This is a genomic window from Streptomyces sp. NPDC048604 (assembly GCF_043199435.1).
Taxonomy (GTDB): Bacteria; Actinomycetota; Actinomycetes; order Streptomycetales; family Streptomycetaceae; genus Streptomyces.
Map to the genome: position 1 here is coordinate 22,675 of NZ_JBICVX010000013.1, position 25,766 is coordinate 48,440.

General features: G+C 73.1%; 24 protein-coding genes and 1 pseudogene. 7 read left to right on the forward strand and 18 right to left on the reverse strand.

The window, feature by feature from the left end:
* Positions 1 to 162: 162 nt before the first annotated feature.
* The 12 genes from ACGFMM_RS25360 to ACGFMM_RS25415 form a co-directional block, all read right to left on the reverse strand.
* Positions 163 to 1,263: a polyprenyl synthetase family protein gene (locus ACGFMM_RS25360; protein ID WP_393648728.1), complete on the reverse strand. Its 1,101-nt coding sequence runs from the start codon at positions 1,261 to 1,263 to the stop codon at positions 163 to 165.
* Positions 1,260 to 2,705 (reverse strand): hydroxysqualene dehydroxylase HpnE, encoded by a 1,446-nt coding sequence (gene hpnE / locus ACGFMM_RS25365; protein WP_393648729.1) that lies wholly within the window; start codon positions 2,703 to 2,705, stop codon positions 1,260 to 1,262. Before hpnE ends, ACGFMM_RS25360 begins: the two co-directional genes overlap by 4 nt.
* A gap of 79 nt (positions 2,706 to 2,784) precedes the next feature.
* Positions 2,785 to 3,732, reverse strand: coding sequence for a presqualene diphosphate synthase HpnD (gene hpnD / locus ACGFMM_RS25370; protein WP_393648730.1), 948 nt, complete (start codon positions 3,730 to 3,732; stop codon positions 2,785 to 2,787).
* Positions 3,729 to 4,640, reverse strand: coding sequence for a squalene synthase HpnC (gene hpnC / locus ACGFMM_RS25375; RefSeq protein WP_393648731.1), 912 nt, complete (start codon positions 4,638 to 4,640; stop codon positions 3,729 to 3,731). Before hpnC ends, hpnD begins: the two co-directional genes overlap by 4 nt.
* Before the next feature lie 353 nt (positions 4,641 to 4,993).
* A complete protein-coding gene (locus ACGFMM_RS25380) occupies positions 4,994 to 5,647 on the reverse strand; it encodes a TetR/AcrR family transcriptional regulator (RefSeq protein ID WP_393648732.1) in 654 nt (217 codons plus the stop codon).
* Between the two features lie 142 nt (positions 5,648 to 5,789).
* Positions 5,790 to 6,572, reverse strand: coding sequence for an ABC transporter ATP-binding protein (locus tag ACGFMM_RS25385; RefSeq protein WP_393648733.1), 783 nt, complete (start codon positions 6,570 to 6,572; stop codon positions 5,790 to 5,792).
* Entirely contained in the window at positions 6,565 to 7,494 is a 930-nt protein-coding gene (locus ACGFMM_RS25390) for an ABC transporter permease (RefSeq protein WP_393648734.1), read from the reverse strand. The genes ACGFMM_RS25385 and ACGFMM_RS25390 overlap by 8 nt, the downstream gene beginning before the upstream one ends.
* Before the next feature lie 34 nt (positions 7,495 to 7,528).
* Positions 7,529 to 8,428: a glycosyltransferase family 2 protein gene (locus ACGFMM_RS25395; RefSeq protein ID WP_393648735.1), complete on the reverse strand. Its 900-nt coding sequence runs from the start codon at positions 8,426 to 8,428 to the stop codon at positions 7,529 to 7,531.
* An 11-nt stretch (positions 8,429 to 8,439) separates the two neighbouring features.
* Positions 8,440 to 9,219, reverse strand: a complete 780-nt coding sequence (locus tag ACGFMM_RS25400) for a CDP-alcohol phosphatidyltransferase family protein (RefSeq protein WP_393648736.1) — start codon at positions 9,217 to 9,219, stop codon at positions 8,440 to 8,442.
* Positions 9,197 to 10,258, reverse strand: coding sequence for an iron-containing alcohol dehydrogenase family protein (locus ACGFMM_RS25405; RefSeq protein WP_393648737.1), 1,062 nt, complete (start codon positions 10,256 to 10,258; stop codon positions 9,197 to 9,199). The genes ACGFMM_RS25400 and ACGFMM_RS25405 overlap by 23 nt, the downstream gene beginning before the upstream one ends.
* Complete coding sequence (locus ACGFMM_RS25410) at positions 10,246 to 10,983, reverse strand: sugar phosphate nucleotidyltransferase (protein WP_393648738.1); 738 nt, start codon at positions 10,981 to 10,983, stop codon at positions 10,246 to 10,248. The genes ACGFMM_RS25405 and ACGFMM_RS25410 overlap by 13 nt, the downstream gene beginning before the upstream one ends.
* Positions 10,980 to 12,737: a DUF5941 domain-containing protein gene (locus ACGFMM_RS25415; protein ID WP_393648952.1), complete on the reverse strand. Its 1,758-nt coding sequence runs from the start codon at positions 12,735 to 12,737 to the stop codon at positions 10,980 to 10,982. Before ACGFMM_RS25415 ends, ACGFMM_RS25410 begins: the two co-directional genes overlap by 4 nt.
* Positions 12,738 to 12,989: 252 nt before the next feature.
* Between ACGFMM_RS25415 and galE the strand changes: the two genes are divergently transcribed.
* The 4 genes and pseudogenes from galE (at position 12,990) to idi (ending at position 16,318) form a co-directional block, all read left to right on the forward strand.
* Entirely contained in the window at positions 12,990 to 13,967 is a 978-nt protein-coding gene (galE, locus tag ACGFMM_RS25420; RefSeq protein WP_393648739.1) for a UDP-glucose 4-epimerase GalE, read from the forward strand.
* A 113-nt stretch (positions 13,968 to 14,080) separates the two neighbouring features.
* Positions 14,081 to 15,022 (forward strand): cation diffusion facilitator family transporter, encoded by a 942-nt coding sequence (locus ACGFMM_RS25425; RefSeq protein ID WP_393648740.1) that lies wholly within the window; start codon positions 14,081 to 14,083, stop codon positions 15,020 to 15,022.
* Between the two features lie 22 nt (positions 15,023 to 15,044).
* Positions 15,045 to 15,557, forward strand: a pseudogene (locus ACGFMM_RS25430) (GNAT family N-acetyltransferase); the annotation flags it as partial.
* A 152-nt stretch (positions 15,558 to 15,709) separates the two neighbouring features.
* Positions 15,710 to 16,318 (forward strand): isopentenyl-diphosphate Delta-isomerase, encoded by a 609-nt coding sequence (gene idi, locus ACGFMM_RS25435; RefSeq protein ID WP_393648741.1) that lies wholly within the window; start codon positions 15,710 to 15,712, stop codon positions 16,316 to 16,318.
* On the opposite strand, the gene ACGFMM_RS25440 is transcribed toward idi, so the two are convergent.
* A complete protein-coding gene (locus ACGFMM_RS25440) occupies positions 16,284 to 16,796 on the reverse strand; it encodes an ATP-binding protein (RefSeq protein ID WP_393648953.1) in 513 nt (170 codons plus the stop codon). The genes idi and ACGFMM_RS25440 overlap by 35 nt on opposite strands.
* Before the next feature lie 299 nt (positions 16,797 to 17,095).
* Here ACGFMM_RS25440 and ACGFMM_RS25445 point away from each other — a divergent pair, with 299 nt between their 5' ends.
* Positions 17,096 to 17,839, forward strand: a complete 744-nt coding sequence (locus tag ACGFMM_RS25445; RefSeq protein ID WP_393648954.1) for an enoyl-CoA hydratase/isomerase family protein — start codon at positions 17,096 to 17,098, stop codon at positions 17,837 to 17,839.
* Positions 17,840 to 17,857: 18 nt separating this feature from the next.
* On the opposite strand, the gene ACGFMM_RS25450 is transcribed toward ACGFMM_RS25445, so the two are convergent.
* Positions 17,858 to 18,502, reverse strand: coding sequence for a DJ-1/PfpI family protein (locus tag ACGFMM_RS25450; protein ID WP_393648742.1), 645 nt, complete (start codon positions 18,500 to 18,502; stop codon positions 17,858 to 17,860).
* Between the two features lie 33 nt (positions 18,503 to 18,535).
* Complete coding sequence (locus tag ACGFMM_RS25455) at positions 18,536 to 19,516, reverse strand: GlxA family transcriptional regulator (RefSeq protein ID WP_393648743.1); 981 nt, start codon at positions 19,514 to 19,516, stop codon at positions 18,536 to 18,538.
* Positions 19,517 to 19,770: 254 nt separating this feature from the next.
* Between ACGFMM_RS25455 and ACGFMM_RS25460 the strand changes: the two genes are divergently transcribed.
* Both ACGFMM_RS25460 and ACGFMM_RS25465 read left to right on the forward strand, forming a co-directional pair.
* Entirely contained in the window at positions 19,771 to 20,637 is an 867-nt protein-coding gene (locus tag ACGFMM_RS25460; RefSeq protein ID WP_393648744.1) for a hypothetical protein, read from the forward strand.
* Positions 20,638 to 20,737: 100 nt separating this feature from the next.
* Positions 20,738 to 23,188 (forward strand): Tex family protein, encoded by a 2,451-nt coding sequence (locus ACGFMM_RS25465; RefSeq protein ID WP_393648745.1) that lies wholly within the window; start codon positions 20,738 to 20,740, stop codon positions 23,186 to 23,188.
* Between the two features lie 57 nt (positions 23,189 to 23,245).
* Here ACGFMM_RS25465 and ACGFMM_RS25470 read toward each other — a convergent pair whose 3' ends face one another.
* The 3 genes from ACGFMM_RS25470 to ACGFMM_RS25480 form a co-directional block, all read right to left on the reverse strand.
* Positions 23,246 to 23,656 (reverse strand): hypothetical protein, encoded by a 411-nt coding sequence (locus tag ACGFMM_RS25470; protein WP_393648746.1) that lies wholly within the window; start codon positions 23,654 to 23,656, stop codon positions 23,246 to 23,248.
* Positions 23,656 to 25,293 carry a ribosomal protection-like ABC-F family protein gene (gene abc-f / locus ACGFMM_RS25475; RefSeq protein ID WP_393648747.1) on the reverse strand — a complete coding sequence of 546 codons (1,638 nt, stop codon included), beginning with the start codon at positions 25,291 to 25,293 and terminating at the stop codon, positions 23,656 to 23,658. Before abc-f ends, ACGFMM_RS25470 begins: the two co-directional genes overlap by 1 nt.
* A gap of 126 nt (positions 25,294 to 25,419) precedes the next feature.
* Positions 25,420 to 25,725, reverse strand: coding sequence for a hypothetical protein (locus ACGFMM_RS25480; RefSeq protein WP_393648748.1), 306 nt, complete (start codon positions 25,723 to 25,725; stop codon positions 25,420 to 25,422).
* Positions 25,726 to 25,766: the final 41 nt, after the last annotated feature.

Genomic DNA, 25,766 nt, shown 5'->3' on the forward strand with positions numbered 1-25,766 from the left:
CCCGCCCCGCGGGGGGCCCCCGCGCGCGGGGGTGGGGGGTGGGGGTGGCTGCCGCCCCTCCCCTTTGCGTTGTTTTGGGGCTGGCTTTGGGCGGGGCGGGCGGGCGGCGGGGGGCGGGCGCCCCCCCCCCGCGACCGCGCACTCATATCTGGGTGATGGTGATCATCTCTTCCGTACGACGACGAAGTCGGCCAGCGCGACGAGCTGCTCCCTCACCCGCTCCGGCATGTCCACCTGGTGCAGCGCCTCGATGGCCCTCGCGTGCTGGCGGCGGGCCTCCTGGGAGGTCCACTCGCGGCCGCCGGCCTCCTCGATCAGGGCGGCGCGCGCGGCGAACTCGGCCTCGGAGAACGAGGCGAAGTCGGCGCTCTTGGCATCGGCGGCGAGCAGCGTCCCGAGCTCCTCGGAGGCCGGGCCGCCGGCCGCGAGGGCGGCGACGACCGGCAGCGACTTCTTGCGCTGGCGCAGGTCGCTCCAGGTCTGCTTGCCCGTGGCCTCCGGGTCGCCCCAGATGCCGAGCAGGTCGTCGACGGCCTGGAAGGCGAGGCCGAGGTGGTAGCCGTACTCCTCCAGCTTGTCGGCCGTACGGTCGTCCGCACCGCCGAGCACCGCGCCGATGGAGACCGCGCAGGCCAGCAGCGCGCCGGTCTTGTTGCCCTCCATCGTCAGGCACTCCTCGACGGTCACCCGCTCGCGGTGCTCGTAGGAGATGTCCTGGGCCTGACCGTCGATGAGCTTGCGCGTGGCGGTGGTGAGCCGGCGGGTGGCGCGCCCGGCCTCGACGGTGCCGAGTTCGAGCAGCAGCTCGTTGGCCAGCGCGAACAGGGCGTCGCCGACGAGGATCGCCTGGGCGGGGCCGTGCACCTTCCACACCGTGTCGCGGTGCCGGCGCTGCTCGTCGCCGTCCATCAGGTCGTCGTGCAGCAGCGAGAAGTTGTGCACCAGCTCCACGGCGACGGCGCCGGGGACGCCGACCTCCGGCGGGGCCCCGGCGGCCTCGGCGGAGATCAGCGCGAGCGCGGGGCGCACGGCCTTGCCGCTGTCGGCGTCGGTGGGGTTGCCGTACGCGTCGATCCAGCCGAAGTGATAGGCGGCCACGGTGTCCATGGGCGGCGCGAGGCGGTCGACGGCCGCCCGCAGCACGGGGGTGGACAGGGTCCGCCCCCGTTCCAGAAGTGCGGTCACGTCCGCGGTGTCGACAACCGGGTTACCCGGCGGCACAGTCGGCACGGTCTCTCCTCTTGTTCCGGTACTCACGCTCATACCGCCTCCTGCAGCGGACGTTCCTGGCGGCGGCCGAGGTCCGAGAGCGCCGCGCCGGCGGCGCTGAAGCCGCTGCGCACGGCACCCTCCATCGTCGCGGGCCAGCCGGTGGCCGTCCACGCGCCGGCCAGTGCGAGGCCGGGCGCGGACGTACGGGCGCCGGGGCGGAGCCGCCCGACGCCCGGGGTGGGAGCGAACGTGGCCGTCCGCTCCCGGGTGACGAAGAAATCCCGTACGCCGGCGCCACGGGCGGCCGGCAACAGGCGCTCCAGTTCCGGAAGATACCGTTCCCGCAGCGCGGCGACGGGTTCGTCGATCTCGTCCTGCGCGGCGGACTGCGAAATCGCCAGATACTGGCCGCCCACCCGTCGCCCACCACCGCCCTTGCTCGAGGGCCCTTCGGGCCCGCCCCTCAACAGCCCGGACGACTCGGTGCGGTCGAAGACCCACTGCACCGGCGAGCCGAGCGCGGTGAAGAAGGGCCGCCGGAGCACCTTGCGGTCGTAGACGACGTGGAGGTTGAGGATCGGCGCGGTGTCGATGTCGAGCAGCCGGTCGGGGTCGTCGAGCGCGCCTTCGGGCAGCAGGCCGTGGGCCTCGCGCTGCGGTACGGCGAGCACGACGGCGTCGGCGTCGAACACCTCCCGGTCGGTGCGGACCGTCCAGCGGCCGTCGTCGGTGCGGGAGATCCGTTCGGCCTTGGCGCGCAGTTCGGTGCGGACGCCGAGGGCGTCGAGGGCCTTGCGGGCCCGGATGTCGTGGAGTTCGCCGAGCGGGACGTGGGCCCAGCCGATGTCGGCGGCGCCCGGCTCGGAGAGCAGCCCGGTCTTGAAGACCATCGCGGCCAGGCCCATCGAGGCGTCGGCCGCGGGGGCGTTGAGGGTGGGGATGCCGACCAGGTCCCACAGGGCGGCGACGGCGCGCGGCGACTGGCCGTGCCGGCCGAGCCAGGTGGCGAAGTCGATGCCGTCCAGCGCGGGATCGGCGGGGTCGAGCCTGCGCAGCGCGAGCGCGGCCCGTGCGACGCCGAGCCGCTCGGCCGGGGAGAGATGCGGGTACGTGGCGAGGCTGCCGGCCAGGTGCAGCGGCACCGGCAGGGCGGTGCGGCGCAGCCGGCCGAGCCGGGGGCCGCGCGGGTGGCCGACGTCGAGCACGGGCACGTCGAGCCGCTTCTGCAGCGGGGCGAGCCGGGCCCCCTCGACGCGGTCGAGGAACCAGCGGTAGGCGGTGCAGCACCGCAGGTAGACGTGCTGCCCGTTGTCGACGGTCAGCTCGCCGCGGCGGAAGGAGAACGCGAGTCCGCCGAGCCGGGGCCGTCCCTCCAGGAGCGTGACGCGCACCCCGGAGTCGGCGAGCCGGAGCGCGGCGGTGGTCCCGGCGAGGCCGCCGCCGACGACGACGGCGTGCGGGGTCCCTGCCGGAGCGTTGCGGTCGGGGCTCATCGGGCCTCCCCTCGGATCGTCGACGTGCAGGACGCCGGGCCGGGTGGACGGGTTGCCCGGCCGGTACGGGCGTACGGCTTCATGCGCGCCTCCTGACGGTGCGGGAGACGTGCCGGGCGTCCAGACCGGACAGGCCGCGCATCGCAACGTACGCCTTTTCCCGGCCGGGCAGCGAGACCCTCCCGCGCAGCACCGCCTCGGGTTCGCGTTCGATGCGGTCGAGGAGCCGGCGGTAGATGCCGGCCATGGCGGCCACACAGGCACCGCTGCGCCGGTCGAGCATCGGCAGCAGCCGGTACCCCTCGGCGAACAGGGCGCGGGCGCGCCGGACTTCGTAGTGCACGAGCCCGGTGAAGTCGGCTCCCTCGGGCGGCATGGCGGCCCGGAAGCCGTCGGTGCAGCCGAATTTGGCCAGGTCGTCGGCGGGAAGGTAGATCCGCCCGTTGCCGGCGTCCTCGCGGACATCGCGCAGGATGTTGGTCAGCTGGAGCGCGAGGCCCAGCGTGTCGGCGTACTCCGCGGCGCGCTCGGCACCGGGCGCGCCGGTCTGGGTGCCGAACACGCCCAGCGAGAGCCGGCCGATGGCGCCGGCGACGCACCGGCAGTAGACCTTGAGGTCGTCCCAGGTCTCGTACGTCTCGCCGCGCACGTCCATGAGGACGCCGTCGATGAGTTCGTCGAGCCCTTCGAGCGGGAGCGGGAAGCGCTCGGCGGCGTCGGCGAGGGCGACGGCCACCGGATCGGTGTCGTCCTGCTCGACCTCGCCCTTGCGGACCCGGTCCAGGACCGTGCGGGTGGCCTCCAGGCGGTCCCGCTTGGTCTCGGGCGCGAGATCGCCGTCGCCGATGTCGTCGACCCGCCGGGAGAAGGCGTACAGGGCGGACATGGCCTGGCGCTTCTCGGTCGGCAGCAGCCGGATCCCGTACGCGAAGTTGCGCGCCTGCTGTCCGGTGACGGTCTCGCAGTAGCTGTAGGCGGCCCGCACCGGCGCGGACAGCTCGCTGTGCTGCTCCACGGGCCGGCTCACCCCGCTCTCCGCGCCCCGCGCAGGACCCGGACCGCCGAGCCGGCCATCGCGGCGCGGCCCGCCTTCGGCGGTCCGGCCAGGACGTCGAAGCGGGCGGCGGCGACGGCGTCGAGGGCGGCGTGCCCGCCGCCGGCGAAGCCGGCCAGCAGCAGCCGGAGCCGGCCGTGCACGCTGCCGATCAGCGGGGCGCCGTCGTCGAGCAGCGCGCGGGCGCGGGCGGCCTCGAAGGCGATCAGGCTGCGCACCGAGGCGTTGGCGGTGGGCCGGGCCAGGTCCTCCTCGGTGACGTGGAAGCGCTTGAGGTCCTGGGCCGGCAGGTAGATCCGGTCCCGGCGGAGGTCCTCGGCGACGTCCTGGAGGTGTTCGACGATCTGCAGGGCGGTGCAGATCGCGTCGGAGCGCCGCAGCCGCTCGGGGGTGGCGGTCCCGGTGATCGCGAGGACCAGCCGGCCGACGGGGTTGGCGGAGAGCTCGCAGTACGCGACGAGGTCGTCGTGGGTCTCGTAGCGGCGGACCAGCTGGTCCTGCCGGTTCGCCTCGATCAGGCCGAGGAACGGGCCGGGGGTGAGGGAGCGGCGCCGGACGGTCGGCTGGAGGGCGCGCAGCAGCGGGTGCTGCGGGGTCCCCTCGAAGACCCGCATCAGGTCGGCCTCGAAGGCGTCGAGCAGGGCGAGCGGGTCGTCGGCGTACTCGGGGTCGACGCCGAGGAAGCGGGCGTCGTCGCCGCCGGGGGCGAGGTCCCCGTCGCCGATGTCGTCGACGAGGCGGGCATAGCCGTAGACGGCCATGAGGTCGTCCCGCCAGGCGCGGGGCAGGTAGAAGGGGGCCACGGGGAAGTTCTCGTGTGCGGCCTTGGCGAGTGTGGTGCGGGTGGAGACGTCGGGGCGCACCTGCCCGGCACCCGTCACTGCGGGTTTCCCGGCGCGGGGACGGCCATGCCCTCGCAGAGCTGGAGATCATCCGTCATTGCCGTCACATCTCCGTTCTACACTGCCGACCCAATACATCCTATTTCGGACACGCCGCCGGTCCTCGCCACGAACCGGCACACCAAGGGACACCTGGGGAGGTATCACCTCACATGCCGTGAATCAGCACTGCTACAGCTTACGTTGTACGACGCCCGACGCCTCGTCGGGGTGTGCCCCTCACCAGGCCCGGGACGCCGTGGGACGCCAATCGCCCGGCGCGCCGCGGCACTTGGCGCGGACGGCCGCCGTTACCGCTCCGTGACCCTCCGTCGGCCGGCCGGTACGGCCCCTCAGTCGGCCCGGACGCCGCAGACCAGCATGGCCAGCGTCCGCTCCACCACGCCGTCCCGGCGCTGCGCCGGCAGCCGCCGCAGCGGCCCGTCCACCAGCAGCAGCGACAGCCCGTGGACGGCCGACCAGGCCGCCGCCTGGACGTCCGGCGCGGGCCGCCGGGGCGCCGGACCGGCCGCCGCCAGGGCCGCCAGGGCCTCGGTGAGCAGGGTGAACGCCCGTACCTCGGGCTCCCCGGCCGGCTCCGCGGGCTCCGGCAGCCACACCGCGCCGCACGGCGGGCGGGGGGTGCAGAAGGCCGCCCGGTACAGCCCCGGCTCGGCCAGCGCGAAGGCGACATAGCCGCGGACCAGGGCGGCGAGCCGGCGCTCGGCCGCGAGGGCCGGGGCGTCCGAGCCGGGGACCCGCTGCGCGGCGCGCTCCATGGCCTCGGCGAGCGCCGACTGCGCGTGGCGCTTCACCGCCCCGAGAAGCTCGCCCTGCCCGTCGAAGTGACGGTAGGCCGCGGTGGGCGAGACGCCGACCCGGCGGGCCGCCTCGCGCAGCACGACACGCTCGGGGCCGCCGTCCGCGGCGAGGTCGACGGCGGCGTCGACCAGCGCGTTCCGCAGATCGCCGTGGTGATAGGACTTGCCGCCCGGGTTCGCAGCCATGGGCACATCCTGCCCGATGTTGACCGCATGAACATTCCGGACATGGCGTCACCATGCGGCAGGTCACCCGTGCGTGGCCGAGCCCGGCGCAGGGCGTGCACGGGCCCCCGCCGGTTCGCTCCCGGCGGGGGCCCGCTGCGCTCTACTTGCCGGTCTCGCGCTCGTACGCCTTGAGCACCTCGTCGGCGGGCCCGTCCATCAACAGCTCGCCCTTCTCCAGCCACAGCACCCGGTCGCAGGTGTCCCGGATCGACTTGTTGCTGTGGCTGACCAGGAAGACCGTGCCGGCCTCCTTGCGGAGCTCGCGGATGCGCTCCTCGGAACGGATCCGGAACTTGTTGTCGCCGGTGGCCAGCGCCTCGTCGATCATGAGGACGTCGTGGTTCTTGGCCGCCGCGATGGAGAAGCGGAGCCGGGCGCCCATGCCGGAGGAGTAGGTCCGCATCGGCAGGGTGATGAAGTCGCCCTTCTCGTTGATGCCGGAGAAGTCGACGATGCCCTGGTAGCGGGACCGGATCTCCTCCTTGCTCATGCCCATCGCCAGACCGCCGAGGATCACGTTCCGCTCGCCGGTCAGGTCGTTCATGAGGGCCGCGTTGACGCCGAGCAGCGACGGCTGGCCGTCGGTGTAGACCTTGCCGCTCTCCGTGGGCAGCAGGCCGGCGATGGCCCGCAGCAGCGTGGACTTGCCGGAGCCGTTGGTCCCGATCAGGCCGATCGCCTCGCCGCGGTACGCCGTGAAGGACACGCCGCGCACGGCGTGCACCTTGCGGACGCCGCGGTCCTCGCGCTTGCCGCGGCCGAGTATCCGGCTGAGCGCGGCGGTGGCGCTGCCCTTGCCGCCCGCACCCCCGTTGACCCGGTACACGATGTGGACGTCGTCCGCGATGACGGTGGGAATCCGTCCCTGGTTGCTGTCAGCCACGGCCGTACCTCTCCTCGGCCTTCCAGAAGTACACGAAGCCGACCACGCCGACCACCACGGACCAGGCCAGGGCGGCGAACCAGACGTGGGACGGCAGGTTCTCCGAGCCGTATCCGTCGATGAGGGCGAAGCGGACCAGGTCCATGTAGACCGCCGCCGGGTTGTACATGAGGACGTCCGCGATCCAGGCTGGCTTGTCCGCCAGCATGATCGGGATCGAGAACATGACGCCGGAGCCGTACATCCACGTCCGCATGATGAAGGGCATCAGCTGCGCCAGGTCGGGCGTCTTCGAGCCCATCCGCGCCATGATCAGCGCGAGGCCGGTGTTGAACACGAACTGCAGCGCCAGCGCCGGCAGCACCAGCAACCAGCTCAGACCCGGGTAGCTGCCGAAGGCGACCGCCACCGCGACCAGCACGATCATCGAGAACATCAGCTGCTGGAGCTGCTGCAGCGCGAACGAGATGGGCAGCGAGGCGCGCGGGAAGTGCAGCGCCCGGACCAGGCCCAGGTTGTTGGAGATCGCGCGGACACCCGCCATCACGGAGGACTGGGTGAACGTGAACACGAACACGCCGGTCACCAGGAAGGGGATGTACACCTCCTTGGTCATGCCCCGGCTGGCGTCCAGGATCAGCCCGAAGATCAGGTAGTAGACCAGCGCGTTGAGCAGCGGGGTCACGACCTGCCACAGCTGGCCCAGCTTGGCCTGGCTGTACTGGGCCGTCAGCTTCGCCTGGGAGAACGCCAGGATGAAGTGGCGCCGGCCCCAGAGCTGGCGGACGTACTGGCTCAGGCTCGGCCGGGCGCCGCTCACCGCGAGGCCGTACTTGGCGGCCAGCTCCGACGGTGAGAGTCCGTCGTCGGCGGACGGCGGGACGGTCGTCACGATCGCACCGTCGTGGGTTGTGTCACTCACAGGAGGAAACTTTCGTGTTCAAGATGCGCGCGTGTCAGATGACGGGAGGGCGGCCCAGTCTGGTCAACCGCCACACCGTACGCCACTTCATGGGACGGCGGGGACCGCACGGGGTGGTCCAGCCCGCCTTGAAACCGCCGAACCAGGCCTTGAGCCCGGCCGCCGACGGCTTCCTGAGCAGGGTCAGCAGCAGCCAGATGCCGAGGTACAGCGGGATCAGGGGGGCGGGCAGGTTCCGCCGTGCCAGCCAGACCCGGTTGCGCGCCACGTTGAAGTGGTACGAGGCGTGCCGGGAGGGCGGCGTCGTGGGGTGGAACAGCACCATGTCGGAGCGGTAGTCGATCATCCAGCCGGCGTCGAGCGCCCGCCAGGCGAGATCGGTCTCCTCATGGGCGTAGAAGAACTCGTCCGGCAGCCCGCCGACCTCGGCCATGACCTTGGTGCGCACCGCGTTGGCGCCGCCGAGGAAGGTGGTCACCCGCGAGGAGCGCATCGGGTCTGAGGCCCGCAGCCGGGGCACGTGCCGGCGCTGGGTGAGCCCGGTGTCCGGGTCCGCGATCCGGAAGCTGACGATGCCCAGCTTCGGGTCGGCGGTGAACGCCTGGCGGACCAGCTCGCCGGTGTCGGCGTTCGGCAGCAGGCCGTCGTCGTCGAGGAAGAGCAGCACGTCGACGTCGGTGCCGCCGGGGCCGAAGGCCTCGATGCCGACGTTGCGGCCGCCGGGGATGCCGAGGTTCTCGGGCAGGTCCACGGTCCGCACGCCCTCGGGCACGCCGGTGACGGGGGCGCCGTTGCCGACCACGACCACCTCGATCGGGTCGCCGTCCTGACCGGCGACCGAGTCGAGCAGGGCACGCAGGTCGTCGGGGCGGTTGCCCATGGTGATGATGACGGCGCCGAGCCTCAGCGGCTTGTTCACGGTCCGGTCGCTCATGGTCGTCGTCCTCATTTCAGCCTGCTCGACGCCAGGACCGACACCAGGTGCAGCACCGTCTGCAGCATCGCGATGCCGGCCAGGACCGCCACGCCCAGGCGCGACCAGAACAGGTCTCCCTGGATCTGGTCGGCGATCGCGAGCACCAGGATCAGCAGGGACGCCTCGATGCCCAGGATCAGCCGGTGGAACTTCAGCGCGGCGGCGGCGCGCCGGGCCAGGGCCATGCCCGAGGAGCGGATCTCCGAGGCGGCCTCCTTGACCGGCGTCATACCGGCCTGGTGGCGGGCGACACCGACGAGGTCGGTCTCGGCCTTGATCAGGATCGCGCCGAGCGCGGCCAGGGTGCCGAGGAAGGCCCAGAGCCAGTCGATCCGGCCGCCGCCCCACAGGTCGGCGGCGCGCAGGCCGAAGCCGACCAGGACCGCGGCGTCGCACAGGTACGCGCCGACCCGGTCCAGGTACACCCCGGAGAGCGAGTACTGCTTCTTCCAGCGGGCGACCTCGCCGTCGACGCAGTCGAGCAGCAGGTACAGCTGGACGGCGACGACGCCGAGCACCGCGCCCCAGATACCGGGGATCAGCAGGGCCGGCGCGGCGAGCACGCCGCAGACGGTCATCAGATAGGTCAGCTGGTTCGGCGTGACCTTGGTGGTGACCAGCAGGCGGGTGATGCGCAGCGAGATCTCGCGCATGTACAGGCGGCCGCCCCAGTGCTCTCCGCTGCGCCGGTCCTTCACACCCGCCGGGTGCACGACCGGGCGGAGTTCAGCTACGGATGGTCTTGGCATAGTCGGCGTACGCGTCCCTGATCTGGTCGTCGGTGAGGTCGAGGTGCTCGAGGATGGTGAAGCGTCCGGGGCGGGTCTGCGGCGCGTACGCGACGGCGGCGACGAACTCGTCCACCGAGAAGCCGATCTCCTCGGGCAGGACGGGCAGGCCGTGCCGGCGGAGCACCTCGGCGAACAGGCCGGAGTCCTCCTCGGCCCCGCGCAGGTGCATCGCGAAGGCGGCGCCGAGACCGACCTGCTCGCCGTGCGCGGCGCAGCGCTCCGGGTACAGCAGGTCGAAGGCGTGGCTGATCTCGTGGCAGGCGCCGGACGAGGGCCGGGAGTCGCCGGAGATCGACATGGCGATGCCGGAGAGCACCAGGCCCTCGGACAGCACGGTGAGGAACTCGTCGTCGCCGACGCCGCCGGGGTGCCGGAGCACCGCCTCGCCGGCGGTGCGGGCCATGGCGGCGGCCAGGCCGTCGACCGGCTCGCCGGTGATCTCGTGGGAGAGCTCCCAGTCGGCGATCGCGGAGATGTTGGAGATCGCGTCGCCGATGCCGGAGCGGATGAACCGGACCGGCGCGTCCCGGATGACGTCGAGGTCGATCACCATCGCGATGGGGGTGGGCACGCCGTAGGATCCGCGGCCGTTGTCGTTGTCCAGGATGGACACCGGGGAGCACAGGCCGTCGTGCGACAGGTTGGTCGCGACGGCGACCATGGGCAGGCCGACCCGGGCCGCTGCGTACTTGGCGACGTCGATGATCTTGCCGCCGCCGAGGCCCACCACGGCGTCGTACCGGCTGCCCTTGATGTCGTCGGCGAGCTTGACCGCGGAGTCGATGGTGCCGTCGCAGACCTCGTACCAGTCGGCGCCGGGCAGGGCCGGCGCGAGCCGCTCGCGCAGCTTCCGGCCCGAGCCGCCGCTGACCGCGAAGGCCAGCCTGCCGGAGGCGGAGATCCGCTGGTCGGCCAGGAGGCCGGCCAGTTTCTCCATCGCGCCCCGGCTGATGTCGACGACGACCGGCGACGGGATGAGCCGGGTCAGTACTGGCACGCGATCTCACGGCCCTTCGCGAGGTCGTCGTGGTTGTCGATCTCGACCCACTTCACTTCGCCGATGGGGGCCACGTCGATCTGGAAGCCGCGGTGGACGAGCTCCTGGTAGCCGTCCTCGTAGTAGAGGTCGGGGTCGCGCTCGAAGGTGGTCTTCAGGGCGTCGCTAAGCTCCTCGGCGGCCTCGGGCTCGATCAGGGTGACGCCGATGTACTCACCGGTCGCGGAGGCAGGGTCCATCAGCTTGGTGATCTTCTGCACGCCCTGGCCGTCGGCCGTGATGACCTTCATCTCCTCGTCGGCGAGCTGCTTCACCGTGTCGAGGGCGAGGATGATCTTCTGGCCGTTCCCGCGGGCGGCGAGCAGGGTCTTCTCGACGGAGACCGGGTGCACGGTGTCGCCGTTGGCGAGGATGACGCCCTGCTTCAGGACGTCACGGGCGCACCACAGGGAGTAGGCGTTGTTCCACTCCTCGGCCTTGTCGTTGTCGATCAGGGTGAGCTTGAGGCCGTACTTCGCCTCCAGCTCCTCCTTGCGCGCGTACACGGCCTCCTTGCGGTAGCCGACGACGATCGCGACCTCGGTGAGGCCGACCTCGGCGAAGTTGCCGAGCGTGAGGTCGAGGACGGTGGTGTCGCCGTCCACAGGCACGAGGGCCTTCGGGAGCGTGTCGGTGTAGGGGCGCAGACGCCGTCCTGCACCGGCTGCCAGGACCAGGCCGATCATGCGGTTTCTCCTTCGTCGTGTACGGCGGGTGCTCCGGACGACACCCAGAAGCGGATGGACTCCACGAGCACCACGAGCGCCACGGCTGCCGCGAGGGCGGCGAGCGCCTTGGTGAAGTCGTTGCCGGTGGTCGCCGTCAGGGCGGCCAGGACAGTCACGAGGAGCGCGCGGCCCTCGTGGCCTCCGACGGTGCGCACCAGCCACGCGGGCGGCGCGCCGGTGCCGCCGCGGATGCGGTACACCGTGTCGTAGTGATGGTAGGCGACCGCCGCGACCAGCCCGAATGCCGCGGGAACTGCGTGCGGGACGCCGGACCGGGCGGCGAGCAGCAGCACCAGGCCGTACTCGGCGGCCCGGAACACCGGGGGCGTCATCCAGTCGAGGGAGCCCTTCAGGGGGCGGGCGACGGCGCAGCCGGAGAGCAGGGCGTAGCCGCCGGCGGCGGCCACCGTCCAGCCGCTGCCGACCGGCTGGGTCCAGGCGACGGCGATCAGCAGCGCGGCGCCGAGGACGGCGGTGACCGGCGGCGGCAGCGGGAACCGGCGGCCGGCCAGTCGGGCGGCGAGCTCGGCGAGCGGGCCGGAGTCGGTGAGGTCGTACAGCGCGCGGGCGGCGCGGGCGGTGCGCTCGGCCTTGCGGGTCAGCGAGCGCAGCACCCGGCCGGCGGTGGTGTAGCAGGCGCCGAACGCGCAGCCGATGATCAGCGCCCAGAAGACGACGCGGGGCGTGGTGACGGCGGTGAGGACCGCGATCATCGCCCAGCGCTCGCCGATCGGCAGGATGATCATGCGCCGGGCCCACACGGTCCAGCCGACGCTGTCGAGCCGGTTGGACAGGGTTGTGGCGGTCGTGCCACCGGCGTTGGCCTCGTTGAAGGAGAAGTCCACGACGTGGCGGCAGGTCATCAGGACCATCGCGCCGAGCGCAAGGGTCCAGACGTCGTCGCCGGAGCGGGCCGCGCCGAGCGCGAGGCCGGCGTAGAAGGCGTACTCCTTGGCCCGGTCGAAGGTGGCGTCGAGCCAGGCGCCCATCGTCGAGTACTGCAGGGAGTAGCGGGCGAGCTGCCCGTCGGTGCAGTCGAGGACGAAGGAGACGAGCAGCAGCACGCCGGCGGTGACGTACCCGGCGCGGTCGCCGGTGGCCGCGCAGCCGGCCGCGAGCAGCGCGGTGAGCAGCGAGGCGGTGGTGACCTGGTTCGGGGTCAGGCCGCGGCGGGCGCACCAGCGGGCGATGTAGCGCGAGTACGGGCTGATGAAGAAGGTGGTGAAGAAGCCGTCGTGGGCCTTGACCGCGTTGCGCAGCCGGACCGCCTCGTCGTCGACCTCGGCGACCGCCGCGCGCGCCTGGTGCCGGCTCTCGGCGTCGCCGGGCACGGCCGCGACGAGGGAGCCCAGCTCGGGGCGGTGCACGGCCACGCCGTCGGCGGCGAGCGCGTCGGCGAGGGCGCCGGGCTCGGCCGGGGCGGCGGCGAGGGCCCGCTCCAGGGCGGGCCGGGCCTCGGGCTGCGCTGTCAGCGCGCCGGGGGCGGCCGCCGCGGGGAACCGCGGGTCGGTGAGCGCGAGGCGCAGGGCGTGCAGGTGTCCGACGAACCGGGGGTCGACGACGGCGACCCGGCGCCCGGCCGGCACGGCGGCGAGCAGCTCCGCGGTGTCCGCGGGGGCGGCGGCGACCTGCACGTCGAAGCCCAGCGACCTCAGATCGCCGTCCAGCGACGATCCGGGGACCGGCGGGCCGGTGAGGATGGCGGTCGACAGACGACTCACTCCTTGGAGCTGATCAGGTTGATGGCACGGCGGCCCGGCCCGTGACCCGGGCGGCGGCACGTCGGCTGAGGCTATCGGATGAACGAAAGCGCGAGTTCACCGAGGTTTTGCGCACAGGCCCCCCGCGGTCCGCCGCCGGACGTGCCCGTCCGGGGGGCCCACGCCGCCCGTCGCGGAGATCATCATGAGCGATCCTCGCCTCGGCCCACAAACCGCGGCCCGCTACCCCCTAGGGTGGTCGTCATGACTTGGCTGATCACGGGTGGAGCGGGCTATATCGGGGCCCATGTGGCGGATGCCATGACCGAGGCCGGCGAGCGGGCGGTGGTCCTGGACGACGTGTCCTCCGGGGTGCCCGGGCGGCTGCCCGCGGGCGTCCCGCTGGTACGCGGCACGATCACCGACCGCGAGCTGCTCGACCGGGTGCTCGCGGAGCACGCGGTGACCGGTGTGGTGCACCTCGCAGCGAAGAAGCAGGTCGGCGAGTCCGTGGAGCGCCCGCTGTACTACTACCGGGAGAACGTGCACGGGCTGACCGTGCTCCTGGAGGCCGTGGTGGCGGCGGGGGTGCGGCGGTTCCTGTTCTCGTCCTCGGCGGCCGTGTACGGCGTCCCGGACGTGGACCTGATCACCGAGGAGACCCCGGCGGAGCCGATCAACCCGTACGGGGAGACCAAGCTCACCGGCGAGTGGCTCGTGCGGGCGACGGGCCGGGCGCACGGGATCGCGACGGCCTGCCTGCGCTACTTCAACGTGGCGGGCGCGGCACGGCCGGAGCTCGCGGACACCGGGGTGTTCAACATCATCCCGATGTTCTTCGACCGGATCACCCGGAGCGAGGCCCCGCGGATCTTCGGCGCTGACTATCCGACGCCGGACGGCACCTGCGTGCGCGACTACATCCACGTGGCCGATCTGGCGGGCGCGCATCTGGCGGTCGCGCGCCGGCTCGCGGAGCAGGCGGACGGCGGGGACCTCACGGTGAACATCGGGCGCGGCCGGGGCGTCTCGGTGCGCGAGCTGGCGGACGTGGTGTCCGAGGTGACCGGCTTCACGGGGCCGCCGGTGGTCGAGGCCCGCCGGCCCGGGGACGCGGCACGGGCGGTGGCCTCGGTGGACCGGGTGGCGAAGGAGCTGGGCTGGACGGCGTCCCGCGGGGTGCGCGAGATGGTCGAGTCGGCCTGGGAGGGCTGGCGGCTGCTGCACCCGGACGTCACATAACCGCAGGTCACAGCACATGACAACGGTGTTCAACATCGTGTTGCACATACCCCCCACCCGTAGTTCACTGGGCCACTCGGGGCACTGAGACGACACGACCGGGAGGCCATGTCATGGGGGCCGGACACGACCACGGGCACAGCCACGGCGGCCCGCCGCCGACGGGCACGGCGGCCGCCGCGTACCGGGGACGACTGCGGATCGCGTTCACCATCACGCTCTGCGTGATGGTGATCCAGATCGTCGGCGGCGTCCTGGCGGACTCGCTGGCGCTGATCGCCGACGCGGCCCACATGGCGACCGACGCCATCGGCCTGGCGATGGCGCTGGTGGCGATCCACTTCGCCAACCGGCCGCCCTCGCAGAACCGCACCTTCGGCTTCGCCCGGGCGGAGATCCTGGCCGCCCTCGCGAACTGCCTGCTGCTGCTCGTCGTCGGCGGCTATGTGCTGTTCGAGGCGGTCCAGCGGTTCATGGAGCCCGCCGAGACCAAGGGCGGACTGACGATCGCCTTCGCCGCGGTGGGCCTGGTGGCCAATGTGATCTCCCTGTCGCTGCTGATGCGCGGCCGGCAGGAGAGCCTGAACGTGCGCGGCGCCTATCTGGAGGTGCTGGCGGACACGCTCGGCTCGGTGACGGTGCTGATCTCGGCCGGCATCATCCTGGCGACCGGCTGGCAGTACGCGGACCCGATCGCCTCGATCGTGATCGGCCTGATGATCGTGCCGCGCACCTTGAAGCTGCTCCGCGAGACCTTGGACGTGCTCCTGGAGGCGGCCCCCAAGGGCGTCGACATGGCCGAGGTGCGCGCCCACATCCTGGCCCTGCCGGGGGTGCAGGACGTGCACGACCTGCACGCCTGGACGATCACATCGGGGATGCCGGTGCTGTCGGCGCACGTGGTGGTGGACCAGGACGCGCTGGACTCCGTGGGCCACGAGAAGATGCTGCACGACCTCCAGGGCTGCCTCGGCGTCCACTTCGACGTGGAGCACTGCACCTTCCAGCTGGAGCCGGTGGGCCACGCCGCCCACGAGGTCAAGCTCTGCCACTGACGACCGCAGGAGGTCCCTTTTGTCCGACATCCGCTGGCGCACCCGCGAGGAGACGGCCACCGACGTCGCCGCGGTCCACGCGGTCAACGCGGCCGCCTTCGAGACCGCGGCGGAGGCCGAGCTGGTCGACGCGCTGCGCGCGGACCCGCAGGCCTGGCTGCCCGGACTGTCGTACGTGGTCGAGGCCCCGGACGGCACGGTCGCCGGGTACGCGCTGATCACCCGGTGCACGGTCGGCGGCGAGCCGGCCGCCGCGCTGGCCCCGGTGTCCGTCGCGCCCGCGCACCAGCGGCAGGGGGCCGGGGACGCGGTGGTCCGGGCGGTCCTCGACGCGGCGCGGCGGCGCGGGGAGCGGCTGGTGCTGGTGCTGGGCCACCCCGAGTACTACCCGAGGTTCGGCTTCGTACGGGCCTCTCGGTACGGGATCCGGCCGGGCTTCGAGGTCCCGGACGAGGCCATGATGGCGCTGGTTCTGGAGGATTCCGATCCGCTTCCGGTGGGCATGATCCACTACCCGGCGGCCTTCGGGGTCTGACGCCCCGTCCGCGCCCGTCGCACATGTGGGTGCACACCCTGTACTCCGGTGCGGCGGGAGCGGACACGTCCGGCCGCCGAAGTGGGGCATGCCGGTTTTGTACGGCAGACTGAGTGCGCCCCACCGGCCGAGGACCGAAGCGAAGGATGGGTATGCCGACCACATCAGCCACCGCGGCGACCGGCGCGACGAACGGCGTCCAGCCGAACGGCGCGCAGCAGTCGATCATGCTCGAACTGGTCGACGAGGAGGGCCGGACGATCGGGACCGCCGAGAAGCTGTCCGCCCACCAGGCTCCCGGCCGGCTGCACCGGGCCTTCTCGGTGTTCCTCTTCGACGCGTCGGGCCGGCTGCTGCTGCAGCGCCGGGCGCTGGGCAAGTACCACTCCCCCGGCGTGTGGTCGAACACCTGCTGCGGGCACCCCTACCCGGGCGAGGCCCCGTTCGCCGCGGCCGCCCGCCGGGTCCACGAGGAACTGGGCGTCTCGCCGTCGCTGATGGCGGAGGCCGGCACGGTCCGCTACAACCACCCGGACCCGGCGTCGGGCCTGGTGGAGCAGGAGTACAACCACCTCTTCGTGGGTCTGGTGCAGGGCACACCGGCGCCCGACCCGGAGGAGATCGAGGACACGGCCTTCGTGACGCCCGGCGAGCTGGCCGAGCGGCACGAGGCGGCGCCGTTCTCGGCCTGGTTCATGACCGTGCTCGACGCCGCGCGTCCGGCGATCAAGGAGCTGACGGGTCCGTCCGGGGGCTGGTGACCCCGGGCGCTGCCCCTTGTCCCGGGAGTCCCGGGACAAGGGGCAGCGCCGCCCAGATGATCTTGCCGCCGCTCGCGGTGTGCTCCACGTCGCAGGCGCCGCCCGCCTCCCGGGCGATCTCCCGTACCAGGAGCAGCCCCCGCCCGCCGGTCTGCGCGTAGTCGGCCTCCAGCGCCTTCGGGCGGTACGGGTGGTTGTCCTCGACGGACACCCGGATCCACTCGGCGCCGATCGCGACCTCGACGGCGACCTCCGGGGAGAGCAGCGCGGCGTGCTTGACGGCGTTGGTGACCAGCTCGGAGACGATCAGGAGCAGGCCCTGCACGATGTCGTCGTGCGCCGGGACGCCCTGCCGGCCGATCAGTTCGCGGACGGCGCGCCGGGCCTGCGGCACGGAGACGTCGACCGCGGGAGCGGTGAAGCGCCAGACGCCCTCGTAGGACGGCGGGCGGGCAGGAACGCTCCCGCGGCTCTCCATGGTCCGGTTCCCGCCCTCGTGCTCGATTGTCGCCACGAGGTCGAGTCTTGACAGCTCGCCGGGGCGGACCGTCCTACTGACCAGAAGTCGACATGTATCGACCGGAAACTGATCGGTTGGGTATGACTGCGTCAGTTGTTCGACTGCAGCTGACGCTCCGGTGACGGATTCACGGTCTTATCCCGATTTCGAAGACTCGTCCGGGACGTCCGGAGTCACCGGGCCGGCGGCCCGAGGCTGCTGCGGACCTTCCTGATCGTACGATCGGGCCCCCGGATAGCATCCGGCCCATGGAGCCCATGGAACCGCAGCTCACGCACTCGGTCGCCGACGGCGTGGCCACCGTGATCATCACCAACCCCGCCAAGCGCAACGCCATGACGGCCGGGATGTGGCGGGCGCTGCCCGAGCTGCTCGGGCGGCTGGCCGCCGAGCCCGCGGTCCGGGTCCTCGTGCTCACCGGGGCCGGCGACACCTTCTGCGCCGGGGCGGACATCTCCACCCTGCGCGAGCCCGGCGACGAGCAGCAGTCGCTCGCGGTACGGGCCGAGGCGGCGCTGGCCGGCTTCCCCAAGCCCACGCTCGCCGCGATCCGCGGCTACTGCGTGGGCGGCGGCAGCCAGTTGGCCGCCGCCTGCGATCTGCGGTTCGCCGAGGAGGGTGCGCGGTTCGGGGTCACCCCGGCGAAGCTGGGCATCGTCTACCCGGCGTCCTCGACCCGGCGGCTCGCCGCCCTGGTGGGCCCGGCGGCCGCCAAGTACCTGCTGTTCTCGGGCGAGTTGATCGACACGGAGCGGGCGCTGCGGACCGGTCTGGTCGACGAGGTGCACCCGGTCGGCGAACTCGACAAGCGGGTCGCCGAGTTCACCCGGATCCTCGCCTCGCGCTCGCTGCTCACACAGGCGGCGGCGAAGGAGTTCGCCGACGGGCGCACCGACCGGGACGCCCACTGGGCGGCCGAGGCCCGGGGCAGCGGCGACACGGCCGAGGGCGTCGCGGCCTTCCTGGAGCGCCGCCCGCCGCGCTTCACCTACGGGGCCTGAGGTCCGGCGGGCCCTCGCTCAGCGGCCCTGAGGAAGGTCCTCCGCCTTCACGCCCCGCCACCGCGCGACGATCGCGGCCGGGGCCTTCTCGGGCGAACCCGCATCGTACGGCGGCTGCGGGTCGTACTCGGTGAGCAGCTGGATCGTCTGCGCGGTCTCGTCCCCGCCGATCCGGCCGAGCAGGTGCAGAGCCATGTCGATGCCGGAGGAGACGCCGGCGGCGGTGACGTACTTGCCGTCGAAGACGACCCGCTCGCCGGTGGGCTCGACGCCGAGCGCCCGCAGCTCCTCGTACGCGAGCCAGTGCGTGGTGGCCCGGCGACCGGTCAGCAGGCCGGCCGCGCCCAGGATCAGGGAACCGGTGCAGACCGAGGTTGTCCAGGTGCTGGTCTCGTCGGCGGTACGGAGCCACTGCTGGATCTCCGGGTCGTGCATCGCCTCTCGCGAGTCGGGGCCGCCGGGGACGAGCACGATGTCCGGGTGCGGGACGTCGGCGAGGGCCTTGTCCGCGACCAGGGCGAGGCTGCCCTGGTCGTTGCGGACGGGGCCGGGCTCCTTGGCCACGAACACGGTCTCGGCTCCGGGGAGGCGGGCGAGGAGCTCGTACGGGCCGACGGCGTCGAGGGCGGTGAAGTTGTCGTACAGGAGCACGGCGATCTGCATGGGTTCCCTTTCGGTGGGCCGGGTCCTCCGGCGTCAGCGGGTGGTGGGCAGAGGTGCGTGGAAGCGGCGGCGGTAGTCGGCGGGCGGCGTGCCGAGCGCCTTGACGAAGGCGCGGCGCATCGCCTCGGGCGTGCCGTAGCCGGCCGTCCGGGCGACCTCCTCCACGCCGCCGGCGGTCTCCTCCAGGAGCCTGCGCGCCTGTTCCAGCCGGACCCGGTCGACGTAGCGGCCCGGCGTCGTGCCGGTCTCGGAACGGAACGCGCGGGCGAAGTGCCGGGGTGACATCCGGGCACGGGCGGCCAGGGCCTCCACGGACAGGTCGGCGCCGGGGTGCTCGCTGATCCAGTGCTGGAGGTCGCGCAGCGGGGCGCGGCGCGCGGTCTGCGCGGCGAGCTGGGCGCTGAACTGGGCCTGGTTGCCGGGGCGGCGCAGGAAGACGACCAGGTGGCGGGCGACGGTGAGGGCCGCGTCATGGCCGAGGTCCTCCTCGACGAGGGCGAGGGCGAGGTCGATGCCGGCGGTGACACCGGCGGAGGTGGAGAGCCGGCCGTCCCTGACGAAGATCGGGTCGGGGTCGACGTCCACCTCGGGGTAGCAGCGGGCGAGATGGTCGCAGGCGACCCAGTGGGTGGTGGCCCGGTGGCCGTCGAGCAGCCCGGCCTCGGCCAGCAGCAGCGCTCCGGTGCAGACGGAGACGAGCCGTTCGGCGTCCGGGGCGTGTGCGCGCAACCAGTCGATCAGCGCCGGCTCGGGCGCCCGGGTGCCCTCGCCGCCCGGGACGATCAGGGTGTGCGGCGGCCCGTCGGCGACCGCCTCGGCGAGAGCGGCGTCGGGCAGGATCCGCAGCCCACTCTGGGTGCGGACCGGTCCGCCGTCGAGCGAGGCGGTACGGATCGGGTACGCCCCGGGGTCCCGGGCGACCCGGCCGGCCCCGGCGAACACCTCCACCGGACCGGTCACGTCAAGGCTCTGCACCCCGTCGAAGAGGACGACGAGAACGGGTCGCTGCGTCATGCCTCCATCGTTCGCACCCCGGCCGATGACCGCAATGACGAAGACCCCACCTTTCCTGCCATGAGGGTCGGGACGGATGCACGGGGACCGGCGCGCGTCCCGGCCGACGCGTCGCGGGCCGCGCGGGGCCGGGGAACGGCACGGCCTCTGGAGCGCGGCGGCGGGAGCCCGGCCCCACGCTCCGCGCCCGGGTCGGCACGGACCGGTACCCCTGGGGTTCCTTCGATACCGACCAGTCGGTAACGTGCCGGGGCATGAGCACCCTTCTGCCTCCGCGCGCGGGTCGCCGCTGCGCCGGCGCCCTCAACTCGCTGCACGCCACGCTGTTCTTCTCGCCGGACCTGGACCGCGAGTTCTCGGCCCTCGGGTTCACCGACCCGAACGCGATGCGGCTGGCCGCGCGGAGCGCCCCGATGGGCGCCGTCGGCCCGGGCACGGTGGCCGCGACCTTCTACAACTACGACCACGCGCTGCTCCGGCAGCACTTCCCGGCCGTCTGGGACACCGCCGCCCCCGCCGCCGTGCTCGACGCGCGGCTGCGCGTCGTCGACGCCACGCTGCGCCGGCTGCTCGGCGAGGAGACGCTCGCGTCCGCGGAGCTGGCCGAGGCCGCCGAGCTGGCGCTGCGCGCCGCCGAGGCGTGCACCCGGCACGCCCGCCCGTTGTACGCCGCCAACGCCGACCTGCCCGTGCCCGAGGCCCCGCACCTGCGGTTCTGGCACGCGTCCACCCTGCTGCGCGAGCACCGCGGCGACGGGCACCTCGCGGCACTCCTCGACGCCGGGCTCGACCCGGTGGAGGCCCTGGTCAGCCACACCGCCACCGGCAAGGGCATGTCCCCGCGCTGGGTGCTCTCGAGCCGCGGCTGGCGGCGCGCCGACTGGGAGGCCGCGGCCGAGCGGCTGCGCTCGCGCGGGCTGCTCGGCGCCGAGGGCGAGCTGACGGCCGCCGGCGTCGCGCTGCGCGAGGAGGCCGAGGAGCGGACGGACCGGCTGGACTCCGCCCCGTACGAGCACCTGGGCGCGGCGGGCGTCGAGCGGCTCACCGAGCTGGGCCGCGGTCTCCTCGTCACCGCCGCCGTCGCGGGCGCGTTCCCGGGCGACCTGATCGGCAAGGGCTGATCGGCGGAGGCCCAGCGGCGGGGCGCATGCGGTGTTCCGGCGGCCGACCCGGCAGAATGCACGGGCAAGCTGCAGGCACGAGAAGGCGAGTCGGGACACCGTGACGACGTCCATCGAAGCAAGGATCGCCGAGGAGCTCGGCGTACGCGAGCGACAGGTGAAGGCGGCCGTCGAGCTGCTCGACGGCGGGTCGACCGTGCCGTTCATCGCGCGCTACCGCAAGGAAGCGACCGAGATGCTCGACGACGCGCAGCTGCGCACGCTCGAGGAGCGGCTGCGGTATCTGCGGGAGCTGGAGGACCGGCGGGCCGCGATCCTCGACTCCGTGCGCGAGCAGGGCAAGCTGACGGACGAGCTGGAGGCGCAGATCCGGGCCGCCGACACCAAGGCGCGCCTGGAGGACATCTACCTGCCGTTCAAGCCGAAGCGCCGCACCAAGGCGCAGATCGCCCGTGAGGCGGGCCTCGCGCCGCTGGCGGAGGGGCTGCTCGCCGACCCGTCGGTGGAGCCGCTCGCCGCGGCCGGGGCGTTCGTCGACGCGGACAAGGGCGTCGCGGACGCCGCCGCCGCGCTGGAGGGCGCCCGCGCGATCCTCACCGAGACGTTCTCCGAGGACGCCGACCTGATCGGCGAGCTGCGCGAGCGGATGTGGGGCCGGGGCCGGCTGGCCGCCAAGGTGCGGGACGGCAAGGAGGAGGCCGGCGCGAAGTTCGCCGACTACTTCGACTTCGCCGAGCCGTTCACGGCGCTGCCCTCGCACCGGATCCTCGCGATGCTGCGCGGCGAGAAGGAGGACGTGCTCGCCCTGGACCTGGAGCCGGAGGAGCCGGTCGAGGGCCCGTCCTCGTACGAGCCGATCGTCGCGCACCGCTTCGGCATCGCCGACCGGGGCCGGCCGGCCGACAAGTGGCTGCTCGACACGGTCCGCTGGGCCTGGCGCACCCGGATCCTGGTGCACCTCGGCATCGACCTGCGGCTGCGGCTGCGCACGGCGGCGGAGGACGAGGCGGTACGGGTCTTCGCCGCCAACCTGCGGGACCTGCTGCTCGCCGCCCCGGCGGGCACGCGGGCGACGCTGGGCCTCGACCCCGGCTTCCGTACCGGCGTGAAGGTCGCCGTGGTCGACGCGACCGGCAAGGTCGTGGCCACCGACACGATCTACCCGCACGTCCCGGCGAACAAGTGGGACGAGTCGCTGGCGAAGCTGGCCCGGCTCGCGAAGGAGCACGCGGTCGACCTGGTCGCCATCGGCAACGGCACCGCGTCGCGCGAGACGGACAAGCTGGCCGGTGAACTCATCGCCAAGCACCCCGAGTTGAAGCTCACCAAGGTGATGGTCTCGGAGGCGGGCGCGTCCGTGTACTCCGCTTCCGCGTTCGCCTCGCAGGAACTCCCGGAACTGGATGTGTCGTTGCGCGGCGCTGTCTCCATCGCGCGGCGGCTGCAGGACCCGCTGGCCGAGCTGGTGAAGATCGACCCGAAGTCGATCGGCGTCGGCCAGTACCAGCACGACCTGTCCGAGGTGAAGCTGTCGCGCTCGCTGGACGCGGTGGTCGAGGACTGTGTGAACGGCGTCGGCGTCGACGTCAACACGGCCTCCGCGCCGCTGCTTTCACGGGTGTCCGGCATCGGCGCGGGCCTCGCCGAGAACATCGTCGCGCACCGCGACGCCAACGGCCCGTTCCGGTCCCGCAAGGCGCTGAAGGACGTGGCGCGGCTCGGTCCGAAGGCGTACGAGCAGTGCGCGGGCTTCCTGCGCATCCGGGGCGGCGACGACCCGCTGGACGCGTCGAGCGTGCACCCCGAGGCGTACCCGGTGGTGCGGCGGATGGTGAAGGCGACGGGCGGCGAGGTCGCCTCGCTGATCGGCAACACCGGTGTGCTGCGGTCGCTGCGGGCGGACGAGTACGTCGACGAGACCTTCGGTCTGCCGACCGTCACCGACATCCTGAAGGAGCTGGAGAAGCCGGGCCGCGACCCGCGCCCCGCCTTCAAGACGGCCACCTTCAAGGAGGGCGTCGAGAAGCTCGGAGACCTCGCGCCGGGGATGGTCCTGGAGGGCGTGGTCACGAACGTGGCGGCGTTCGGCGCCTTCGTGGACGTCGGCGTCCACCAGGACGGCCTGGTGCACGTCTCCGCGATGTCGAAGACCTTCGTCAAGGACCCGCGGGACGTGGTGAAGCCCGGCGACGTGGTGAAGGTCAAGGTCCTCGACGTCGACATCCCGCGCAAGCGGATCTCGCTGACGCTGCGGCTGGACGACGAGGCGGCGGCGGAGACGGGTACGGGCGCGCCGAAGCGGGAGCGGGGCGAGCGCGGGGAGCGCGGCGAGCGCGAGCGTGGTGGGCGGCCGCCGCAGCAGCGCCGCGGTGGCGGTGGCGGTGCCGCTGCGGGCGCCGGTGGCCGCGGCGGCGACCGGGACCGGGACCGCGGCGGCGACCGGGACCGCGGTCGCGGCCAGTCCGCCGCCCCTGCGAACAGCGCCATGGCCGACGCCCTGCGCAAGGCCGGCCTCCTCGGCGGCGGCGAGGGCGGCAAGCGGCGTCGCTGACAGCCGTACACACAGACGGGCCCGGCCGCATCGGCCAGGCCCGTCGTCGTACGCGTGTCACCCCGCGAAGCGCAGCGCCCAGTCGGCGGAGCCGGCGACTTCCGGGTTCTCGTCCTTCAGGAGGGGCTGGAGGAGAGTGCGGGCGCGGTCCGGCTCCGCGGCCACCAGGCCGGCGATCTCGGTCGCCAGGCCGTCCTGGTCGTCGCCCAGGTCGACCGACGAGGCGCGGACCAGGACCGGGAGGGTGTCCGCGCCGCCGAGCGCGCCGATCATGCCGCCCAGCACCTCCCGGGCGTAGGAGTTCCGCTCGTTCAGGGCATGGGTGAGGGCCGCTTCGAGGGCGGGCAGCAGCGTCTCGTCCCCCGCCTCCGTGATCTCGTCGGCCAGGTCGATCGTCTCGTCCACGTCCGCTTCGAGGTCGTCGAGCATGACGACCAGCCGTTCGATCCTCGGGTCCGTCGCGTTCATCAGTGCTCGATCACCTTTCCGGCCGCGACCTCGAGGCGGCGTGTCGTGCGGACGGCGTCCAGCATCCGGCGGTCGTGGGTGACCAGGAGCAGGGTGCCGCGGTACGAGTCCAGGGCGGACTCGAGCTGTTCGATGGCCGGCAGGTCCAGGTGGTTCGTCGGCTCGTCGAGGACCAGCAGGTTCACCCCCCGGCCCTGGAGCAGGGCGAGGGCGGCGCGGGTGCGTTCGCCCGGGGAGAGCGTGGTGGCCGGGCGCAGCACGTGCTCGGCCTTGAGGCCGAACTTGGCGAGCAGGGTGCGCACGTCGGCGGGCTCGGTGTCGGGCACGGCCGCGCAGAACGCGTCCAGCAGGGACTCCTGGCCGTGGAAGAGCTTCCTTGCCTGGTCGACCTCGCCGACCACCACGCCGGAGCCCAGCGTCGCCGCGCCGGACTCCAGCGGGAGCCGGCCGAGCAGCGCGGCGAGCAGCGTCGACTTGCCGGACCCGTTGGCGCCGGTGATGGCGACCCGGTCCGCCCAGTCGATCTGGAGCGAAGCCGGACCGAAACGGAAGTCGCCGCGGCGCACCTCGGCGTCGCGCAGCGTCGCCACGACCGAGCCGGAGCGCGGCGCGGCGGCGATCTCCATCCGCAGCTCCCACTCCTTGCGGGGCTCGTCCACGACGTCCAGGCGCTCGATGGCGCGCTGCGTCTGGCGGGCCTTGGCGGCCTGCTTCTCGCTGGACTCGCTGCGGAACTTGCGGCCGATCTTGTCGTTGTCGGTGGCCTTGCGGCGGGCGTTCTTGACGCCCTTGTCCATCCAGGAGCGCTGCATCTGGGCGCGGCCTTCGAGCGCGGCCTTCTTGTCCGCGTACTCCTCGTAGTCCTCGCGGGCGTGCCGGCGCGCGGTGTCCCGCTCCTCCAGGTACGCCTCGTAGCCGCCGCCGTAGAGGGTGATCTGCTGCTGGGCGAGGTCGAGTTCGAGGACCTTGGTGACAGTACGGGTGAGGAACTCGCGGTCGTGGCTGATCACGACGGTGCCGGCGCGCAGCCCCTGCACGAAGGACTCCAGCCGCTCCAGGCCGTCGAGGTCGAGGTCGTTGGTGGGCTCGTCGAGCAGGAAGACGTCGTACCGGGAGAGCAGCAGCGAGGCGAGGCCGGCGCGGGCGGCCTGGCCGCCGGAGAGCGAGGTCATCGGCTGGTCGAGGCCGACGGTCAGGCCGAGCGAGCCGGCGACCTCCTCGGCGCGCTCGTCGAGGTCCGCGCCGCCCAGGTTCAGCCAGCGCTCCAGGCTCACCGCGTACGCGTCGTCCGCGCCGGGCACGCCGTCGGCGAGGCCCTGCGCTGCGGTGTCCATCGCGGTCTGCGCGGCGGCGACGCCGGTGCGGCGGGCGAGGAACTCCCGTACGGTCTCGCCCGGCCGCCGCTCCGGCTCCTGGGGCAGGTGCCCGACGGTCGCGGTCGGCGGCGAGAGGGCGACTCCGCCGTCCTCGGGCGTGTCGAGTCCGGCGAGCAGCCGCAGCAGCGTGGACTTCCCGGCCCCGTTGACGCCGACGAGGCCGATCACGTCACCGGGTCCGACGACGAGGTCGAGGCCGGAGAACAGGGAGCGCTCGCCGTGGCCGGCGGCGAGATTCTTGGCGACGAGGTTTGCAGTCATCAGATGAGGAATCCTAGGTCAGTGCGCGTACGGCCTTCGGGGCACCTCGCAGGATCCGCCGCCGCACCGGCCCTCGTCCAGCGGATTGCGGCGGCGGGCAGGGGTGGTGCCGGGCGGCGCGGGGGGCTACTTCCAGCGGCCTCCCGACAGGTTCTCCTCGGCGTCGACGCACGCCCGCATCAGGCGCTCGGTCGCATCGGCCGTCGCGCGGGCCTTGCGGGCGGCTTCGTGCTCGCCCAGGCGGTCCAGTTCGGCGGCCCTGCCGCGCTCGTGCCTGATCTCGGCCTGCATCGTCGCAAGGTCGCAGCTCATCTCCCCGCCGGCGAGTGCCAGTCGCCCGGTCCGGAGCGAGGGTTCGGCCCCGGCGAGCCCGGCGCCGACGACGAGGGCGGAGAGGGCGGACACGGCGAGGGTCGTCAGCGTTCGACGCACGATGATGCTCCAGTTGCAGACGGAGAGTGATTAGACAGACA

What these genes read in the sequence shown, in the direction of transcription:
- ACGFMM_RS25400 (WP_393648736.1), bottom strand. Translation starts at nt 9,219, where the DNA reads ATGCCAAGACCATCCGTAGCTGAACTCCGCCCGGTCGTGCACCCGGCG.
- ACGFMM_RS25410 (WP_393648738.1), bottom strand. Translation starts at nt 10,983, where the DNA reads ATGATCGGCCTGGTCCTGGCAGCCGGTGCAGGACGGCGTCTGCGCCCC.
- ACGFMM_RS25470 (WP_393648746.1), bottom strand. Translation starts at nt 23,656, where the DNA reads ATGAACGCGACGGACCCGAGGATCGAACGGCTGGTCGTCATGCTCGAC.
- ACGFMM_RS25380 (WP_393648732.1), bottom strand. Translation starts at nt 5,647, where the DNA reads ATGGCTGCGAACCCGGGCGGCAAGTCCTATCACCACGGCGATCTGCGG.
- idi (WP_393648741.1), top strand. Translation starts at nt 15,710, where the DNA reads ATGCCGACCACATCAGCCACCGCGGCGACCGGCGCGACGAACGGCGTC.
- ACGFMM_RS25360 (WP_393648728.1), bottom strand. Translation starts at nt 1,263, where the DNA reads ATGAGCGTGAGTACCGGAACAAGAGGAGAGACCGTGCCGACTGTGCCG.
- galE (WP_393648739.1), top strand. Translation starts at nt 12,990, where the DNA reads ATGACTTGGCTGATCACGGGTGGAGCGGGCTATATCGGGGCCCATGTG.
- ACGFMM_RS25425 (WP_393648740.1), top strand. Translation starts at nt 14,081, where the DNA reads ATGGGGGCCGGACACGACCACGGGCACAGCCACGGCGGCCCGCCGCCG.
- ACGFMM_RS25395 (WP_393648735.1), bottom strand. Translation starts at nt 8,428, where the DNA reads ATGAGCGACCGGACCGTGAACAAGCCGCTGAGGCTCGGCGCCGTCATC.
- ACGFMM_RS25440 (WP_393648953.1), bottom strand. Translation starts at nt 16,796, where the DNA reads ATGGAGAGCCGCGGGAGCGTTCCTGCCCGCCCGCCGTCCTACGAGGGC.
- ACGFMM_RS25450 (WP_393648742.1), bottom strand. Translation starts at nt 18,502, where the DNA reads ATGCAGATCGCCGTGCTCCTGTACGACAACTTCACCGCCCTCGACGCC.
- hpnE (WP_393648729.1), bottom strand. Translation starts at nt 2,705, where the DNA reads ATGAGCCCCGACCGCAACGCTCCGGCAGGGACCCCGCACGCCGTCGTC.
- ACGFMM_RS25445 (WP_393648954.1), top strand. Translation starts at nt 17,096, where the DNA reads ATGGAACCGCAGCTCACGCACTCGGTCGCCGACGGCGTGGCCACCGTG.
- ACGFMM_RS25460 (WP_393648744.1), top strand. Translation starts at nt 19,771, where the DNA reads ATGAGCACCCTTCTGCCTCCGCGCGCGGGTCGCCGCTGCGCCGGCGCC.
- ACGFMM_RS25455 (WP_393648743.1), bottom strand. Translation starts at nt 19,516, where the DNA reads ATGACGCAGCGACCCGTTCTCGTCGTCCTCTTCGACGGGGTGCAGAGC.
- abc-f (WP_393648747.1), bottom strand. Translation starts at nt 25,293, where the DNA reads ATGACTGCAAACCTCGTCGCCAAGAATCTCGCCGCCGGCCACGGCGAG.